Source organism: Pantoea sp. CFCC18179, from assembly GCF_059412405.1.
The window spans coordinates 728,861-745,914 of sequence record NZ_JBNBPM010000001.1; the positions used below are offsets into that span (position 1 = coordinate 728,861).

General features: G+C 54.8%; 16 protein-coding genes. 7 read left to right on the forward strand and 9 right to left on the reverse strand.

What is annotated here, in order from left to right:
• Positions 1-46: 46 nt before the first annotated feature.
• Complete coding sequence (locus ACPUC7_RS03440) at positions 47-1,177, reverse strand: YbfB/YjiJ family MFS transporter (protein WP_494921778.1); 1,131 nt, start codon at positions 1,175-1,177, stop codon at positions 47-49.
• A 99-nt stretch (positions 1,178-1,276) separates the two neighbouring features.
• Between ACPUC7_RS03440 and ptrR the strand changes: the two genes are divergently transcribed.
• The 3 genes from ptrR (at position 1,277) to fghA (ending at position 4,233) form a co-directional block, all read left to right on the forward strand.
• On the forward strand, positions 1,277-2,188 hold the full coding sequence (gene ptrR / locus ACPUC7_RS03445; protein WP_494921779.1) for a putrescine utilization regulator PtrR: 912 nt from the start codon (positions 1,277-1,279) through the stop codon (positions 2,186-2,188).
• Positions 2,189-2,253: 65 nt separating this feature from the next.
• Positions 2,254-3,378 carry an S-(hydroxymethyl)glutathione dehydrogenase/class III alcohol dehydrogenase gene (locus tag ACPUC7_RS03450; RefSeq protein WP_343552863.1) on the forward strand — a complete coding sequence of 375 codons (1,125 nt, stop codon included), beginning with the start codon at positions 2,254-2,256 and terminating at the stop codon, positions 3,376-3,378.
• 12 nt (positions 3,379-3,390) lie between these two features.
• On the forward strand, positions 3,391-4,233 hold the full coding sequence (gene fghA, locus ACPUC7_RS03455; protein ID WP_494921780.1) for an S-formylglutathione hydrolase: 843 nt from the start codon (positions 3,391-3,393) through the stop codon (positions 4,231-4,233).
• A gap of 73 nt (positions 4,234-4,306) precedes the next feature.
• Here the strand turns inward: fghA and ACPUC7_RS03460 are convergent, their stop codons facing one another.
• From ACPUC7_RS03460 to yieE, 4 genes are all read right to left on the reverse strand, one after another.
• Positions 4,307-5,092, reverse strand: a complete 786-nt coding sequence (locus ACPUC7_RS03460) for an ABC transporter ATP-binding protein (protein ID WP_494921781.1) — start codon at positions 5,090-5,092, stop codon at positions 4,307-4,309.
• Positions 5,092-6,117: a FecCD family ABC transporter permease gene (locus tag ACPUC7_RS03465; RefSeq protein ID WP_343552878.1), complete on the reverse strand. Its 1,026-nt coding sequence runs from the start codon at positions 6,115-6,117 to the stop codon at positions 5,092-5,094. The genes ACPUC7_RS03460 and ACPUC7_RS03465 overlap by 1 nt, the downstream gene beginning before the upstream one ends.
• Before the next feature lie 216 nt (positions 6,118-6,333).
• Positions 6,334-7,800: an amino acid permease gene (locus tag ACPUC7_RS03470; protein ID WP_343552866.1), complete on the reverse strand. Its 1,467-nt coding sequence runs from the start codon at positions 7,798-7,800 to the stop codon at positions 6,334-6,336.
• Between the two features lie 136 nt (positions 7,801-7,936).
• Positions 7,937-8,803, reverse strand: a complete 867-nt coding sequence (gene yieE / locus ACPUC7_RS03475) for a DNA-binding transcriptional regulator YeiE (RefSeq protein WP_343552867.1) — start codon at positions 8,801-8,803, stop codon at positions 7,937-7,939.
• Between the two features lie 171 nt (positions 8,804-8,974).
• Between yieE and nfo the strand changes: the two genes are divergently transcribed.
• Positions 8,975-9,820, forward strand: a complete 846-nt coding sequence (nfo, locus tag ACPUC7_RS03480; RefSeq protein WP_343552868.1) for a deoxyribonuclease IV — start codon at positions 8,975-8,977, stop codon at positions 9,818-9,820.
• A 55-nt stretch (positions 9,821-9,875) separates the two neighbouring features.
• On the opposite strand, the gene fruA is transcribed toward nfo, so the two are convergent.
• From fruA to ACPUC7_RS03500, 4 genes are all read right to left on the reverse strand, one after another.
• On the reverse strand, positions 9,876-11,573 hold the full coding sequence (gene fruA, locus ACPUC7_RS03485) for a PTS fructose transporter subunit IIBC (RefSeq protein ID WP_494921782.1): 1,698 nt from the start codon (positions 11,571-11,573) through the stop codon (positions 9,876-9,878).
• A 16-nt stretch (positions 11,574-11,589) separates the two neighbouring features.
• Positions 11,590-12,528 (reverse strand): 1-phosphofructokinase, encoded by a 939-nt coding sequence (gene fruK, locus ACPUC7_RS03490; RefSeq protein ID WP_494921783.1) that lies wholly within the window; start codon positions 12,526-12,528, stop codon positions 11,590-11,592.
• Positions 12,525-13,655 carry a fused PTS fructose transporter subunit IIA/HPr protein gene (fruB, locus tag ACPUC7_RS03495; protein WP_494921784.1) on the reverse strand — a complete coding sequence of 377 codons (1,131 nt, stop codon included), beginning with the start codon at positions 13,653-13,655 and terminating at the stop codon, positions 12,525-12,527. Before fruB ends, fruK begins: the two co-directional genes overlap by 4 nt.
• Before the next feature lie 278 nt (positions 13,656-13,933).
• Complete coding sequence (locus tag ACPUC7_RS03500) at positions 13,934-14,188, reverse strand: YkgJ family cysteine cluster protein (RefSeq protein ID WP_494921943.1); 255 nt, start codon at positions 14,186-14,188, stop codon at positions 13,934-13,936.
• 152 nt (positions 14,189-14,340) lie between these two features.
• Here ACPUC7_RS03500 and yeiP point away from each other — a divergent pair, with 152 nt between their 5' ends.
• The 3 genes from yeiP to ACPUC7_RS03515 all read left to right on the forward strand — a co-directional run bounded on the left by yeiP (position 14,341) and on the right by ACPUC7_RS03515 (position 16,747).
• The gene (gene yeiP / locus ACPUC7_RS03505) at positions 14,341-14,913 is read left to right on the forward strand and encodes an elongation factor P-like protein YeiP (RefSeq protein WP_343552873.1); all 573 of its coding nucleotides are present in this window, start codon (positions 14,341-14,343) and stop codon (positions 14,911-14,913) included.
• A 107-nt stretch (positions 14,914-15,020) separates the two neighbouring features.
• Positions 15,021-15,995: a CobW family GTP-binding protein gene (locus tag ACPUC7_RS03510; RefSeq protein WP_494921785.1), complete on the forward strand. Its 975-nt coding sequence runs from the start codon at positions 15,021-15,023 to the stop codon at positions 15,993-15,995.
• A 44-nt stretch (positions 15,996-16,039) separates the two neighbouring features.
• Positions 16,040-16,747, forward strand: coding sequence for a phosphatase PAP2 family protein (locus ACPUC7_RS03515; protein ID WP_494921786.1), 708 nt, complete (start codon positions 16,040-16,042; stop codon positions 16,745-16,747).
• The last annotated feature ends 307 nt before the right edge of the window (positions 16,748-17,054 follow it).

Sequence of the window (17,054 nt, forward strand, 5' to 3'; positions counted from 1 at the left end):
CCGCGCCCTTAATCCAGTAATCAATCCGATAGAGCATGAAAGCTTTTCATGCGCTGCGGCGGCGTAAAACCAGCATACCAGCAAGGATTAAGCCCGCGCCTGCCACCCACAAGGCCGGTTCCAGTCGATGCCACAACAGGCTGGAAATCCACGACAGCAGCGGGCCGCCCAACTGACCCACTGCATAACCGGTCGTGAGTAAACCGGCTAAATAACGCGCATGATGCGGTGCCAGCTCCCGGCCATACTGCAACGCCAGTTGCACCACGCACAGGAAACCGCCGCCGATCAGCACGGCACCCATCATCAAACCATTTAGGCCTGGCATGACAATCGCCGCAATCACGCCCAATGCCTGCATCCACAACACAATCGCCAGCCGTAGATGGCTGCTGCCCCAACGCCGCGTCAGGATGCCGAGCACAATGCCAATCACCGAAGCGCCGCCAAATACCGGCCAGACAAATTGAGCAAAGGCGCTATCGGGAAAACGCGCCGCCGCCATTTGCGACATAAAGGTGGCGGGCAGGATATAGCCGAATCCCGCTAGCGTGTAACACAGCACCAAGCGTTTAAGATCGCCATTCAGCACCAACGGCGCAGGCGCTTGATCGGGACGATGCAATTGGCCGGTACGCGGCAGAAAGCGGGCAATTCCCGCCACCAGCAATAGCGCCAGCAAACCATAAGCCGCCCACGCAAACGCCGCACTGACGCCGCTGGCATGCAGCATCACCGCTAAAATACCGCTGAGGAAAATCCCGGTACCCGGACCGGCAAACACCGCTGCCGATAAGCCGGGACGACCGTAATGATGCAGTTGTTCGTTGCTCCACGCGGCGATAAGCACTAATCCCCAGCCGCTGGCACAACCAATCAGAAAACGAATCAAACCGTGCAGCCACGGGCCACTCACCACTGCCGACAGCAGCGTTAAGATCACCGCACCCCACACGCCTGCTTGTAAACGCCACTCCACCCGTTTGTGCGCGCGCATCGCATCAAAAGAACCGCACAGATAGCCGAGATAGTTGAGTGCCGCCACTAAACTGGCGCTGGTGAGCGTCAGTTGGTGGTCCTGAATCATTAAAGGAACCTGTGGCGTGAAAGCAAACCGCCCAATCCCCATCGCAACCACTAAACTTAAGAACGCGCTGAGCGCGACACGAAACGCCATTCTGACCTCAAGATGGATTAACACTTGTCACTAGCATGTATGACGTTTAGACTCACGAAAAGTGAATAATACTAACCAAGTTGTTTACGAGAAGAGAATATGGATCTAGTACAGCTCCGCATGTTTTGCTCCGTGGCCGAATCCGGTTCGTTGGCTCGTGCAGCCGAGCAACTCCATCGCGTACCGTCCAATCTCACCACGCGACTGCGCCAGTTAGAAGAAGAGATTGGCGTGGATTTGTTTATTCGTGAGAAGCAACGCATTCGTTTATCGCCGATGGGCCACAATTTTCTTAATTATGCGCAGCGTATTCTGGCGCTGAGCGACGAAGCATTGAATATGGCGCGCGCCGGTGAACCTGGTGGCAATTTCGCCTTGGGCTCGATGGAAAGCACCGCGGCGACGCGCTTGCCTGCCTTATTGGCCGCCTACCATCAACGTTTTCCCGCGGTCGAGCTTTCACTGATCACCAATACCTCCGGCGAGATCATCGACAAAGTCCGTGAAGGCACACTGGCCGCTGCATTGGTAGATGGTCCGGTAGCGCATGACGATCTCAATGGTTGCATCGCCTTTAACGAGCAAATGGTCCTGATCACCAGCCCGGAACATGCACCAATTGCCAGCGCACGTGATGTGCAAGCCGACACATTATTTGCCTTCCGTAACAGCTGTTCTTACCGCACCAAACTGGAAGCCTGGTATCGCGAAAGCCAAACCGCGCCGAGCAGCGTGATGGAGATTCAGTCGTATCACGCCATGGTGGCCTGCGTCGCTGGCGGTGCGGGCGTGGCGATGATTCCCGCCTCGGTGCTGGCACAAATGCCGGCGCGCGCCCGAGTGCAAGAACATGCGTTGCCACCGGCCTATCGCGATACCGCGACCTGGCTGATGTGGCGGCGCGATGCGTTTACCCCCAACGTGGAAGCGCTGAAGTATTTAATTATTGAATTGTTTGACGACCGCCCGGTTAACGATGAATTGCGGCATCCGCTGCACGTTGCCGAGTAAATTTCTTTTTATCGATATCACGACCATCGGGGCCATTGGCCCGCATCTACAGGAAGAGGGATTGCATGAACATGATTAAAACCCGCGCCGCCGTTGCCTGGGCAGCTGGCGAACCGCTGAAAATCGAAGAAGTGGATTTGATGCCACCGCAGAAAGGCGAAGTGTTGGTACGTATCGTCGCCACTGGCGTGTGCCACACCGATGCTTACACCTTGTCTGGGCAGGATCCGGAAGGCGTGTTCCCGGCAATCCTCGGTCATGAAGGCGGCGGCGTGGTGGAAGCGGTTGGCGAAGGCGTCACCAGCGTGGCGGTCGGCGATCACGTGATTCCACTCTACACGCCAGAGTGCGGTAAATGTAAATTCTGTTTGTCGGGCAAAACCAACTTGTGTCAGGCGATTCGCGCCACCCAAGGCAAAGGTTTGATGCCGGACGGCACTACCCGCTTCTTCAAAGACGGCAAGCCGATTTTCCACTATATGGGCACCTCGACCTTCTCTGAGTACACCGTGGTACCGGAAATTTCACTGGCGGTGATCAGCAAAGAAGCGCCACTGGAAGAAGTATGCCTGCTGGGCTGCGGCGTCACCACTGGCATGGGCGCGGTGATGAACACCGCCAAAGTGAAAGAAGGCGACACCGTGGCGATCTTCGGCCTCGGCGGCATTGGTTTGTCAGCGATTATTGGCGCGAAAATGGCGAAAGCCGGACGCATCATCGGTATCGATCTGAATACCAGTAAGTTCGATCTGGCGCGCAAATTGGGTGCTACCGATCTGATTAACCCGAAAGATCACGATAAGCCCATTCAGGACGTGATCGTTGAACTGACCGATGGCGGCGTCGATTTCTCCTTCGAATGTATCGGTAACGTCAACGTGATGCGTTCAGCGTTGGAGTGCTGCCACAAAGGTTGGGGCGAATCGGTGATTATCGGCGTTGCCGGTGCCGGTCAGGAAATCTCTACCCGTCCATTCCAGTTGGTTACCGGCCGCGTATGGCGTGGTTCCGCGTTTGGTGGCGTGAAAGGTCGCTCGCAGTTGCCGGGCATCGTGCAGGATTATCTCGACGGGAAATTCGCCCTGAACGATTTCATCACCCACAACCTGCCGCTGGAAGAGATTAATGACGCCTTTGATCTGATGCACGAAGGGAAATCGATTCGTACGGTGGTGCACTTTAACAAGTAATCAGGAGACGTTATGGCATCCACTTTGGAGCTGTTAGAAGAGCATCGTATTTTTGGTGGCTGGCAGCAGCGCTGGCGCCATCAATCGTCGGTGCTGAACTGTCCAATGACCTTTAGCATCTTTCTGCCGCCGCCGCAGAGCGATGCGCCGCCGCCGGTGGTGTGGTTTCTGGCGGGCTTAACCTGCAATGATGAGAACTTCACCACCAAAGCAGGCGCACAGCGCGTGGCCGCGGAGTTGGGTTTGGTGCTGATTATGCCGGATACCAGCCCGCGCGGTGATGAGGTGGCGAATGACAGCGGCTACGATCTCGGTCAGGGCGCAGGTTTTTACCTCAATGCCACACAACAACCTTGGGCGGCGAATTTCCGCATGTTCGATTACCTCAGCAGCGAGTTGCCGGCATTGGTAGCGGATAACTTTAAATTGAGCGATCGCCAATCGGTGATGGGCCATTCAATGGGCGGACACGGCGCGCTGGTATTGGCGCTGCGTCTTGGCGGGCGTTTTGCTTCGGCATCGGCGTTTGCACCAATCGTCAATCCAACAGAAGTGCCGTGGGGCCAGAAAGCCTTTGCCGCCTACTTGGGTGAAGATCGCCAGACATGGCGTGAATGGGACAGTTGCTTGTTGATGCAAGACGTGGAGCAGCGATTGCCGATTTTGATCGACCAAGGCGATAGCGATCAGTTCCTTGCCGATCAGCTGCGTCCCGAGCGATTGGAAACGGTAGCGCGTGAGCAAGGTTTCCCGCTGGAGTTACGTATTCAGCCGGGTTATGACCACAGCTACTACTTTATTGCCAGCTTCGTTGAGGATCATCTGCGTTTCCACGCGAAGCATTTGTTGGTGTGATGAGTTAAAGCATCATCACGCACAATCCGTAGCGGCGCGATAAATCGCGCCGCTACGGATATGTGCAAATTGTCTAAATCAGCGTTTCAGCCAGCCCATCGATCATCACTTGCGGCATGCCGCGTGAACAATGCTCGATACGGCCGCGCACGCCATACACCTGCGCCAGCGTTTCCGGGGTAATCACCTGCGAGGGTTCACCGTCTGCCAGCAAACTGCCGTCTTTTAACATCAACGCATGATCGGCATGACGCAGCGCGATGTTGATGTCGTGCACCACCACCACCGTCACAATGTTACGCAGGCGAGTTTCACGGCGCACCAAATCCATCACGTGGAATTGATAGTTGAGATCCAGCGCACTGAGCGGCTCATCGAGCAACAGCAGTTCTGGACGACGAATCAGCGACTGCGCCAACCCAACCAATTGTTTCTGTCCACCCGAAAGCTGATCGAGATAACGCATGGCAAGATGCGCAATACCGAGTTGCTCCAGCAGATGCATGATCTCCGCTTCGCTCGACGCGCTATGCAAGCCACCGGACGCACGCTGCGCCACAATGATCGATTCCAGCACATGCAGATGCACGCCCGCAGGCAAACTTTGTGGCAAATAGACCACGCGCTGGGCCCGACGAGCAAACGGCTGGCTCATTAACTCTTCGCCATTTAGCCACAGTTCGCCCTGCCCTTTGCTCAAGCCCGCCAGCGCACGTAATAGCGTTGATTTGCCGCAGCCGTTCGGCCCGAGCAGCACGGTGATTTTGCCGCGCGGCAGTTCCGGCACGTTGAGATCTTCAATGACTTTGCGCTTCGGATATCCAGCGTAGAAATGGCTAAGACGTAATCCCTTGTCCATCACACAGTCCCCCGATGACGCAGAATGATGCTGAGGAAGAACGGCACGCCAACCAGCGATGTCACGATGCCGACCGGAATGATCACGCCGGGAATCAGGTTTTTCGAGGCGACAGATGCCAACGACAGCACCAGCGCGCCGACCAGTGCACTGGCTGGCAAATAATAGCGGTGATCTTCACCAAACATCATGCGCGCGATATGCGGTGCGACCAGACCGATAAAGCCAATCGGGCCAACGAATGCCACCGCCAACGCCGAAAGAATACTGATGCGCAGCAGCGTGGCCAGACGCAAACGACGTACGTCGATGCCAAAACTCACCGCACGATCTTCGCCAAGGCGCAACGCGGTCAGTTTCCAACTGCTGAGCATCGAGAACGGAACCAGGATGGCAAACGCCGCGCTTAATACGCCGAGCTTTTCCCACGAAGCGCGCGCCAGGCTGCCCATGGTCCAGAACACCAGGCCTTGCAGCGTATCTTCGCTGGCGATGAACTGCATCATCGAGACCAGCGCGTTGAAGGTAAACACCAGCGCGATACCAAACAGCACCACGCCTGAAGTTGAGACTTTGGTCCAACGCGTGACGCCATCCAGCATTAATGCGGCAAACAGCGCAAACACAAAGGCATTGGCGGAGATAAACCACTGATCGGGTACGCCAGGAATGCCGATGCCAAGGATGATCGCCAATGCCGCGCCAAAGGCGGCCGCAGAGGAAACGCCCAGCGTGAACGGGCTGGCAAGCGGGTTATTCAGGATGGTTTGCATCTCTGCGCCGGCAAGCCCCAGCGAGAAGCCCACCACCACCGCCATCAATGCGTAAGGTAAACGGATATCCCAGACAATCACGCGCGTGCCCGCATCAACTGCATCGGGATGCGTCAGCGTTTGCCACAAAGTGTCGAGGGAGAGCCCAGCCGGGCCGAGAGTGAAATCCAGAATGACCGACGCTAAGATCGCCAGCACCAGCACGCCAATCAACATCAGTCGCTGACGCAGTACTTGACGATAACGTGTCATGGTCTCGGTTTCGAGGCCGTTTTCCGCCACCAGCGTGGCGTCCGTGATACGCATTGTTCTACCCATTGCTTGTCGAAATCATAACGGCAGCCACAATAGTGCAGGTGATAATAATTATCAATCCAATCTGTGTTACAGCCATTAAAAAAGGCGCACTGTTTTGTGCGCCTTATTCTTTTTGTAGGGTCACCATTTAGGGTGACCGCTAGCAATGGATTATTCCTTAAACTTGGGGAATTCCATCTCGCTGTATTTCACGAAGCGTGAGCCGCGCGCCAGCTTGTAACCCAACCAAATAATCAGGAACAGCGGAATACCAATATAGGTTGCCGCTACGCCATACCAATCAATGCGATCGGCAAGGAAGGCTTGGTAGTTCTGTCCCAGCGTGATGATCAGGCACAGCACAAAGGCGAAAATCGGTCCCAGCGGGAAGAAACCTGAACGGTAAGGCAAATCGGCAAGATCGTGGCCCTGCTTCATATAACCACGACGGAAACGATAATGGCTGATCGCGATGCCCAACCAGGCGATAAAGCCGGTCATACCCGAGGTATTCAGCAGCCACAAATAGACTTCCTGATTACCAAATTTCGAACTGAGGAAGCACAAACCCGCGACGACGGTGGTTGCTACCAGCGCATTGCGTGGTACGCCACCCTTCGACAATTTGCCGAAGATGCGCGGCGCTTTGCCTTCACGCGCCAGGTTGAACAGCATACGCGTGGAAGCGTACATGCCGGAGTTACCCGCTGACAGTACCGCCGTCAGGATAACTGCATTCATCACCGCCGCCGCCGACAGCAAACCGGCATTCTGGAACACCAGCGTGAACGGGCTGATGGCGATATCGGTTACATCGTTATGCAACAGCTTCGGATCGGTGTACGGCAGGATCAGGCTGATAATCAGAATCGCGAAGATATAGAACAGCAGGATGCGCCAGAAAACCTGACGCACTGCGCGCGGGATATTCTTGCCCGGATCCTGAGATTCACCAGCGGCGATACCGATCAGTTCGGTTCCCTGGAACGAGAAGCCGACGATCATCGCCACACCAATCATTGCCGCAAAACCACCGGCAAATGGCGCATCGCCGACCGTCCAGTTATGCCAGCCAGCGCTTTCCGCGCCGCGCATGATGCCGGTAATCATCAAGACGCCGACCACGATAAAGATGATCACCGTGGTGACTTTGATCAGTGAGAACCAGTATTCCGCTTCACCGAAACCTTTTACTGAGATGTAGTTCAGCAAGAACATCAGGCCAAGGAACAGCGCGCTCCAGATCCAGCCGGGCGTGTCCGGGAACCAGTAGTTCATCACTAATTGCGAGGCGACGAGGTCAACGGCGATAGTCACCGCCCAGTTGTACCAATAGTTCCAGCCCAGCGCGAAGCCGAAACCCTCTTCTACATATTTGGCGCCGTAAGTGGCGAAGGAGCCGGAGACCGGCATAAATGCGGCGAGTTCGCCCAGGCTGGTCATCAGGAAATAAACCATCAGGCCAATCAGCGCATAAGAGAGTAACGCGCCGCCGGGACCGGCTTGAGAAATGGTAGCACCCGAGGCGACAAACAGGCCGGTACCGATTGAACCGCCAATGGCGATCATGGTGAGATGACGCGCTTTTAATTCACGGCGCAATCCAGGTTGTTGTATTGTTTTTGAGTCATTATGCATGTGTAAACGCTATGCTGGATAAAAATGAGGCGAGATTGTAGCAGCTAACCCCCAGCTGTATAGCATTCACGTCGGGTTATTAGTTACCTTCATGATCGGCTCAGAATTATTAGCCACAGCGCAATCGCAACCCAGATTATTCGCGGCAATACGACAAGAAACGGCTCAACGCTTTGGATACATGTTTCTGACGATGATGGATGCGATACAGCGTGCGCGTCAGGCGTGGCAACGGAACCGCCACTTCGACCAGTGTCCCCGCCTCGAGTAAATCCTCAATTACCCGGCGCGACAAACAGCTGATGCCCATGCCGTGCCGCACCGCGTGTTTGATCGCTTCAGAGTTGCCCAACTCCATACCGAGCTGAAACTGCGGCAGATGCGACAGCAAGAGGTAATCGACAATTTCCCGCGTACCTGAACCGCGCTCGCGCAAGATCCACGGTGCGGCAGCCAGCGTTTCAAGGGTGATCGGCTGTTGCAGGATGGCCGCGTCCGGCGCCGCAAACACAACTAACTCATCTTCCAGCCATGGCTCACTGATAATGTCTAATTCGTGGCACGGGCCTTCAATCAAACCGATATCGACGCGAAAATCCGCCACCGCATTGATTGCATCCTGACTATTGCCGACGCTGAGCTCGAGCGGCAGCGTGGGAAAATCACGGCGATAGGCGGCAATCATTCCCGGCAATAAATAGTTGCCGATGGTGCTGCTGGCAAACAGACGAATCGCGCCGTTATCTTCACTAAACAACTGCTCAATTTCGCCCGCCTGCTCCAGCAAGCCCACCGCGCGTGGATACAACAAGCGACCGTGCTCATTCACAACTAAACGTTTACCTACGCGATCAAACAACTGCACGCCGAGTTGATTTTCCAAATCGGCTAACGCCGCACTTACCGCCGATTGCGACAACGCCAGCACCTGCGAAGCCTGGGTGGTTGAGCCACTTTTCAGCACTTCGGTAAACACTTCAATCTGTCGCAGCGTAATGTGCATGCGTTTTACCTATCGTTTATTCTGGTTGATTATAAATATATTATCTCTTTCACTTTTAAGCCAGTTGAGTGCGCGTTCATGTCGCTGCGGGCGGCTGAGCCTTTTATGGCGTAATCGCATCCGCTATAGTGAGCGCCTTGCACCAGCAATCGCCCAAACCAGGAGAGCGGCATGAAATATATCGGCGCACACGTCAGTGCATCAGGCGGCGTGGACCAGGCAGTGATCCGTGCCCACGAACTCGAAGCCACAGCCTTTGCGCTGTTCACCAAAAATCAGCGCCAGTGGAAAGCTGCACCGCTGTCTGGCGAGGTTATCGATGCCTTTAAAACCGCCTGCGATCGCTACAACTTCACTTCCGCGCAGATCCTGCCGCACGACAGCTATCTTATTAATTTGGGTCATCCGGTGATGGATGCGCTGGAAAAATCGCGCGAAGCCTTCCTGGATGAGATGCAGCGCGCCGAGCAGTTGGGTTTAACCTTGCTGAATTTCCATCCCGGCAGCCACCTCAAACAAATAGAAGAAGACGCGTGCCTGAAACGTATCGCCGAATCGATTAACATCGCGCTGGATAAAACCAGCAGCGTGGTGGCGGTGATTGAAAATACTGCCGGTCAAGGCAGCAACCTCGGTTTTCGCTTCGAACATCTCGCCACCATTATTGAGCACGTGGAAGATAAGTCGCGCGTCGGCGTGTGTATTGATACTTGCCACGCCTTTGCCGGCGGCTACGATTTGCGTACCGAAGAAGCCTGCGCGGAAACGTTCAGCGATTTTGAGCGTATCGTCGGTTTCCAGTATCTGCGTGGGATGCATTTGAATGATGCTAAAAGCACCCTGGGCAGCCGCGTCGATCGTCACCACAGTTTGGGTGAAGGCAACATCGGCAAAACCGCCTTTAGCTGGCTGATGAAGGATAAACGTTTTGACGGCATTCCGATGATTCTGGAAACCATTAACCCGGATATCTGGAAAGACGAGATTGCGTGGTTGAAGTCGGAACAGCAGGGTTAATCACCATCGAATAAAAAAAGGGAGCCGAGGCTCCCTTTTTCACGTCTGTAGAAGATTACGCCGCTTTCGCCAGCTCTTCTTCCGGACGTTTCAGAATCGCGTAGCCGAGGCCCGCAACCGCAGTACCAATCACAATCGCCATCAGATATCCCAGCACCGGCGTGATTGCGCCAGGAATCAGCAGTACAAACAGACCGCCGTGCGGTGCCATCAGTTTTGCGCCAATCGCCATGGAAATGGCGCCGGTTACCGCGCCGCCGATGATGCAGCATGGCAGTACACGCATTGGGTCACGTGCGGCAAACGGAATCGCACCTTCGGAGATGAAGCACAAGCCGAGAACCAGTGCTGCTTTGCCGCCTTCTTGCTGACCTTTGTTGAACTTACGACGCGCCACGATGGTTGCTAGTCCCATCGCCAGCGGTGGCACCATACCGGCCGCCATAATCGCCGCCATCGGCGCGTAGGTTTGCGAACTCAGCAAGCCAACACCGAATGCGTAGGCCACTTTGTTCACCGGGCCGCCCATGTCGGTACACATCATGCCGCCGAGGATCGCACCCAGCAGAACTGCATTCGCAGTACCCATGTTCGCCAGCCAATGCGTCAAGCCGCTCATGATGCCCGCAACAGGTTTACCGACCACGTAGATCATCAGCAAACCGGTAATCAAACTCGCAACTAGCGGAATGATCAGAATCGGCTTCAGCGCTTCCATACTCTGCGGCAGCTTCACTTTGCTGCTGAGGAATTTCGCGGCGTAACCGGCAATGAAACCGGCGATGATACCGCCAAGGAAACCGGCGTTAATGCTGGTAGCGATCATACCGCCAATCAAACCTGGCGTCAGACCCGGACGGTCAGCAATCGAGAAGGCAATGAAGCCAGCCAATACCGGAACCATCAAGGCAAAGGCGCTGCCGCCACCGATTTGCATCAGCGCAGCGGCTAAGGTGCCCTGCTCTTTAAATGCGGTAATACCAAAAGCGAATGACAATGCGATACTCAGACCGCCCGCCACCACCATCGGCAGCATGTACGACACGCCGGTCAACAAGTGACGGTAAGCACCGGCTTTCTCTTTGCTGTCGCTCTGCGCGTTGGCGGTTTGACTGCCGCTTGGCTGATAGGTTTTCGCTTCAACCTGCGCTTTATCCAATTCCTGCGCGGTTTTCTTCAGCGCCAGGCTGGTTGAGGTGCGATACATCGGCTTACCAGCAAACTTCGCCAGATCCACATCGATATCCGCCGCCACGATCACCAGATCGGCCGCAGCCACTTCTTCTGGCGTGATAGCGTTGCCCGCGCCGACAGAGCCGCGCGTTTCAACTTTCACCCACCAACCACGTTTAGTGGCTTCGGCCTGAATGGCTTCGGCGGCCATAAAGGTATGCGCTACACCGGTTGGGCACGCGGTGACCGCAACAATACGTTTCTGCGCAGAACTTGCCGCAGCGACTGGCGCAGCCGCCGTTGCAGCCGCAGCTTGCCAGGTTTTGGCGTTCGCTTTGGCGTGGTTAATCGCCGCCAGCGGATCGCGCAGCACTTGCTGCACATCGACCAGCGCGACAGATTTACCGGCTAGCTGCGCGTCATTCGGCACATGCTCGCCCGCCACCAGCACCAGTTCAGCGTCGGCAGCATTTTCAGTTAACGTCAGACCAGCTTGCGCTGCGGCTGCACGTAAGCGTTCCAGCGCCAGATGACCTGATGCCAGTCCCAGTGAAGAATCTTTTATCAGCAGCGTTTTCATTATCGCTCTCCTGCTGTTAGTTAACGGGTTGTAAGTCGACGCGCGCCATCATTGCGGCCAACTGGGTACGATCTTTAACGCCAACATTGCTTTGGCTGACGGCCATTGCCGCCACTGCCGTCGCCAGACGCAGCGTGTGTTCGCTGGATTCACGCATCAGCAAACCGTAAATCAAGCCACCGACCATCGAGTCGCCGGCACCGACGGTGCTGACCACTTCACAGGCTGGCGGTTTGGCGATCCATTCGCCAGAGGCATTCACCCACAGCGCACCTTCCGCGCCGAGAGAAATCACCACGTGGGCGATGCCCTGCTCGCGTAGTTCGTGCGCGGCACCAATCACGTCTTGCAGATCGGGCAGTTTGCGACCGGCCCAAATCTCCAGTTCGCGGCGATTGGGTTTGACCAACCACGGCGCGGCTTTCAAGCCCGCCACCAACGCTTCACGGCTGCTGTCGAAGATGATGCATGGGCAAAGGGCACGCAGATCGCTCATCCATTTGGTGAACGCTTCTGGTGCGACGCCTGCTGGCAAGCTGCCGCTGACGCACACCATGTCGAATTGGCCAAGCCAGGTCAGTGAATCCGCGGTAAAACGATCCCAATCCTGCCCAGTGACCTCAAAGCCGGAGAAATTCAGGTCAGTAACATCACCGTCTTTTTCTGTCAGCTTTACGTTGATACGCGTACGGCCCTGCACCACCTGGAAACGGTTGGCAATGCCCAGTTCGCTGAACAGTTGCTGGAAACCGTCCTGATTCTCCTTACCGAGGAAACCGCCGACAGTGACATCAATGCCGAGATCCTTCAGCACTTTAGCAACGTTGATGCCTTTACCCGCCGCGTGCAGGCCGGTGGTTTTCACCAGGTTCACTTCGCCACGCTCGATTTCTGGCGTGTAACCCACCAAATCGTAGGCAGGATTCAAGGTGATGGTTGCGACGCGACGACTCATGCTGCCCCCTCGCCTAAACCGGCATTGATGGCTTCTTCAATCGCATTCAGCGCTTGCTGTGCGTCATCACCGCTGGCGGTAAAGCGCAGGCGATGGCCTTTTTTCACACCGAGCGCCACCACTTTCATCAGGCTGCGACCATTCGCTGGCTTGCCGCTGCCATCCAGGTTGGTGACGGTGATATCGCTGTTGAATTGTTTGATTACGCTGACCAATGCGGTGCCCGGACGCGCATGCAAGCCGTGTTCGTTGCGAATGGTGAATTCGGCGGTCAACTGTTCAGCTGCTTCATCGACTTCGCTGGTCAGCAGCGCCAGAATACCGGCGGCATCCGCTTTCAGCAGACGTTCAGCTTTGTTGTTCAGCAGCAAGTTGCTTAGATAACCCAGCACTTCCAGCGGACGTTGATCGTTGGCCGCGACGGTCAGCAGCAGCGCAACATTTTCGCCTTGATGTACGAATGGCGTAGCCGCACGGCTTACCGCTACCGCGCTGCCGAGGTTGCCGCTGGTGCTGTCGCTCAACCAGATGCCCTGGCCGAGGCTCAATGGCGCGCGCGAAATCACATCCGCCACAAATGACGCATCCACCGCGCCAGCCGCTTGCAGACGTCCGGCGTTCAGTGCTTGTAAGGTGATTAAATCGCTGGCGGCGACATCAACCGTAATCAGCGAGGTGTCGAATTTGAATTCCGCCGCCTGATTTTCGCCCATCAGCAGCGCACGTAGCTCTTCTGCCGACGCGGTTTTTAGCTGTTCAGCAATGCTGTCGTCACTCAATACGTGGGTAAGTTGACGCAGCAGCGCGAGGTGTTCATCAGATTTAGCGGCAATACCGATTGCCACATACGCCGTTTGTCCGTCGCCCCAATCCACGCCCTGCGGGAACTGGTAAACCTGCACACCGGTTTTCAGCACCAGATCGCGGGTGTCGGTGGTGCCGTGTGGAATGGCAATACCGTTACCCAGGAAGGTGGTGGTTTGCTGTTCGCGTGCCAGCATGCCGTTAACGTAGCCTTCTGCCACATTGCCCGCAGCGGTTAACGCGGCAGCAACCTGACGAATGGCCTCTTCTTTATTCTGTGCATTTGCACCGGTATGAATGGCCTGAACTTCGAGCTGGAACATATCTCTCCTCGCTTGCTGTATTGAATCGTTTCAGCTAAAGGTCGAAAAAATAAGCGGTGCACCATGGGGTTAGCCGGAATGACAACGCTGAAACGTTTCAGGGAATATGGTACAGCCAGCTTCAGCAGGCAAGAAATTGCGCGATCGGAGTAGCAGATTTTTGACGTTCCGCACACTTCATGTTGGATTTAGGATTTTTACCGGCGGGAAGCTGATGCTTTTGCTGTAACGAAATGCGGCATTAAGCCAAATTTTTCAGCAACGCGTAAGCATTACGATTATGGCGCAGTATCTGCTTCGAGTTTTAGTAGAAAAGTCATGGCACTAGCGCGGCTGTCACCGCACATTTCCTTGCTTGGTTGTAATCCTGCGCATACTGCCGGACGCAGCGGAGAACCAAAAATTTTGCAGCGTTGCTGGTCGTCGAGTTGCACGCAGCGGGTGTTGGCCGGCTTGCCGTGCGGCATGCCAGGGATCGGGGACGAGATTGAGGGCGCGGTGCAGCAAGCTCCGCATTGGTCGCGACAAAACATCATGCGCTCCTGAGAGAATTCGCCGCGACAATAACAGCCTGAGGCAGCGAATACCATGCATCGGCGACAATTTTACCTCGCCTCACTTGCCTGTTTTTCACCGCGCGAGTAACGTGACGCGCATTATCCTTCTCTTAGCGAGTAACGCCACTATGCCAAAGGCAAATGAAATCAAAAAAGGAATGGCCGTCACCTGGAACGGAAAACTGTTGCTGGTAAAAGACATTGACGTGCAAAGCCCCAGCGCACGCGGTGCCGCCACGCTTTACAAGATGCGTTTTACCGACGTGCGCACCGGGTTGAAAGTGGAAGAGCGCTTCAAGGGTGACGATATTATTGATGCCATTTCCCTTAGCCGTCGCGCAGTCACTTTCTCTTATATAGATGGTGATGAATATGTGTTTATGGACGACGAAGATTACACGCCGTACAACTTCAAAAAAGATCAGATTGAAGAAGAACTGCTTTTTATTCCTGAAGGCGGCATTCCGGGCATTCAGGTACTGACTATGGATGGACAAGTGCTGGCGCTTGAGCTGCCACAAACTGTCGATATGGAAATTGTTGATACCTCGCCGGGCATCAAAGGCGCATCCGCCAGCGCACGCAGCAAACCTGCGGGCATGAGCACTGGGTTGTACATTCAGGTGCCAGAATATCTCAGCAATGGCGATCGCATCCGCATTCATATTGCTGAACGCCGCTACATGAGCCGCGCTGACTAACAACAGACTTCCGTCCGGGCGCTGGTGGTTGTTATAGTATAACAACGCCATGCGCGCCGGATGTCACCTCCCGCGCGTGATTTATCCTCTTTTCTGGGAGCCCTTTTGTGACGCGCGTAAACCTCATTACCGGATTTCTCGGCAGCGGAAAAACCACCACTCTGTTGCATCTCTTAGCCAACAAGCCCGCCGACGAAAATTGGGCGATTCTGGTCAATGAATTTGGCGAGATTGGCATCGACGGCGCATTACTGGCCGATCGCGGTGCCACGCTGAAAGAGATTCCCGGTGGCTGCATGTGCTGCGTTAACGGCTTGCCGCTGCAAGTGGGTCTCAACATGCTGCTGAAGCAGGCGAAACCCGATCGTCTGATCATCGAACCCGCCGGCCTTGGACATCCCAAACAACTGCTGAATATGCTGCGCGCTGCGGTGTACCAACCGTGGATCGTCGTTGATGCAACGTTAACCTTGCTCGATCCGCGCCAGTTGGCTGAACAACGCGTAGTAGAAAATGAAAACTTCCGCGATCAGTTAGTGGCGGCAGATATTGTGATTGCCAACAAAAGCGATCGCTGGAGTGATGAAGATCGTCAACGCCTGCAAGTGTGGCAGCAGCAGTTTTTGGGCGATCGCCAATTAGTCGAAGCGGCTTGGGGCAACATCGATCCCGAACTCCTCAAACAGCCGGCCTTGGCGGATCGTGCGGTTCCCGATGCGGCGCATCATCACCATTCATCACGTCCGCAAGGATTGGCGGCGCTCAAATTGGACGGCCAGGCGCGCTGGCGTCGTGCGCTAAATGAAGGTCAGGGACACGCCTCTTGTGGCTGGATTTTTGATGGCGAAACGGTATTCGACACCATCAAAGCGCTAGAGTGGGCAAGGCTTGCGCCGGTAGATCGGGTGAAAGGCGTGCTGAGAACTCCCGATGGTTTAGTTAACATTAACCGTCAGGGTGAAGACCTGTTTATCGAAACGCGCCCCACTACACCGCCGGATAGCCGCATCGAATTGATCCATTATCAGCCTGCAGACTGGAACCTTTTACAGGCCGCCTTGTTGAAGATTCGTTTAAATTAGATGCGTTAGGTTGCCACGTTGTTTTCACTTTGAGTCACTTTTTTATGCGCACCTGTCGAATCATCACCATCCTGCTGCTTAATGCGCTGGGAGTAATGCTATTTCTTTCCTGGTACCTGCCACCCGATCACGGCTTCTGGTTTGGTATCGATAAAACCATCTTCTATAGCTTCAACGATCAAATGGTTGATCATCACGCGTTCGCCATGTTGGTGGCGATCACCAACTTCCGTGGCTTTGATGCGATTTCGCTGCTGGCCATGGGCTTGCTGTATTTGTGGTTCTGGCGTCGCGAAACGCCACAAGGCCGCCGCCGCATGATCGCGATTGGTATCACCATGCTGTTAAGCGCGGTGGTGCTGAATCAGCTTGGCCATTTACTGCCGGTGCAACACTCCAGCCCGACGCTGTTCTTTGACAATGTGCATCGCGTCAGTGAATTAACCGGCATTCCGGCTAAAGATGCTTCCAAAGATAGTTTCCCTGGCGATCACGGCATGATGCTGATTATTTTCGCCTGCTTTATGTGGCGTTATTTCGGCTTTCGCGCGTTCCTTATGGGCGCATTAATTGCCGTGGTGTTTGCTCTGCCACGCGTAATGGCCGGCGCACATTGGTTTACTGATATTGCCGTCGGTTCAATGTCGGTGATTCTGGTGGGATTGAGTTGGTGCTTATTAACGCCATTCAGTGACAAACTGGTTAATTGGCTAAATTGCGCGTTGCCAGGCAAACATAAGCCGCGCCGGTAATTGTTAAGCGCGAGTGATCTGAATAGTTAAAGTTGATCGCTCGCGCTTATTGGAACCTCAAATAGATTATTAGCAGGCTAATGTTTTTCTGATAAAAGAAAACATTATGATGCAAAACGCGTAACAATAGCCTTTTTCCGAAGCTGTCCAGCCCGAACCCTCTTAAAATCGGCCTTAGCGCCAGAATTACCCCCTGATTGCACCGCTATTTGGCTATTAAATCGCTGCCAATTGTTGATAAACTAGCCATTGTGTTACAGATTGATTTCACATCGAAAAAACCTATAAAAATTTATATAAAAGCACT

Coding starts and splice junctions, on each gene's coding strand:
- ACPUC7_RS03440 (WP_494921778.1), bottom strand. CDS start 1,177: ATGGCGTTTCGTGTCGCGCTCAGCGCGTTCTTAAGTTTAGTGGTTGCG.
- ptrR (WP_494921779.1), top strand. CDS start 1,277: ATGGATCTAGTACAGCTCCGCATGTTTTGCTCCGTGGCCGAATCCGGT.
- ACPUC7_RS03450 (WP_343552863.1), top strand. CDS start 2,254: ATGAACATGATTAAAACCCGCGCCGCCGTTGCCTGGGCAGCTGGCGAA.
- fghA (WP_494921780.1), top strand. CDS start 3,391: ATGGCATCCACTTTGGAGCTGTTAGAAGAGCATCGTATTTTTGGTGGC.
- ACPUC7_RS03460 (WP_494921781.1), bottom strand. CDS start 5,092: ATGGACAAGGGATTACGTCTTAGCCATTTCTACGCTGGATATCCGAAG.
- ACPUC7_RS03465 (WP_343552878.1), bottom strand. CDS start 6,117: ATGACACGTTATCGTCAAGTACTGCGTCAGCGACTGATGTTGATTGGC.
- ACPUC7_RS03470 (WP_343552866.1), bottom strand. CDS start 7,800: ATGCATAATGACTCAAAAACAATACAACAACCTGGATTGCGCCGTGAA.
- yieE (WP_343552867.1), bottom strand. CDS start 8,803: ATGCACATTACGCTGCGACAGATTGAAGTGTTTACCGAAGTGCTGAAA.
- nfo (WP_343552868.1), top strand. CDS start 8,975: ATGAAATATATCGGCGCACACGTCAGTGCATCAGGCGGCGTGGACCAG.
- fruA (WP_494921782.1), bottom strand. CDS start 11,573: ATGAAAACGCTGCTGATAAAAGATTCTTCACTGGGACTGGCATCAGGT.
- fruK (WP_494921783.1), bottom strand. CDS start 12,528: ATGAGTCGTCGCGTCGCAACCATCACCTTGAATCCTGCCTACGATTTG.
- fruB (WP_494921784.1), bottom strand. CDS start 13,655: ATGTTCCAGCTCGAAGTTCAGGCCATTCATACCGGTGCAAATGCACAG.
- ACPUC7_RS03500 (WP_494921943.1), bottom strand. CDS start 14,188: ATGTTTTGTCGCGACCAATGCGGAGCTTGCTGCACCGCGCCCTCAATC.
- yeiP (WP_343552873.1), top strand. CDS start 14,341: ATGCCAAAGGCAAATGAAATCAAAAAAGGAATGGCCGTCACCTGGAAC.
- ACPUC7_RS03515 (WP_494921786.1), top strand. CDS start 16,040: ATGCGCACCTGTCGAATCATCACCATCCTGCTGCTTAATGCGCTGGGA.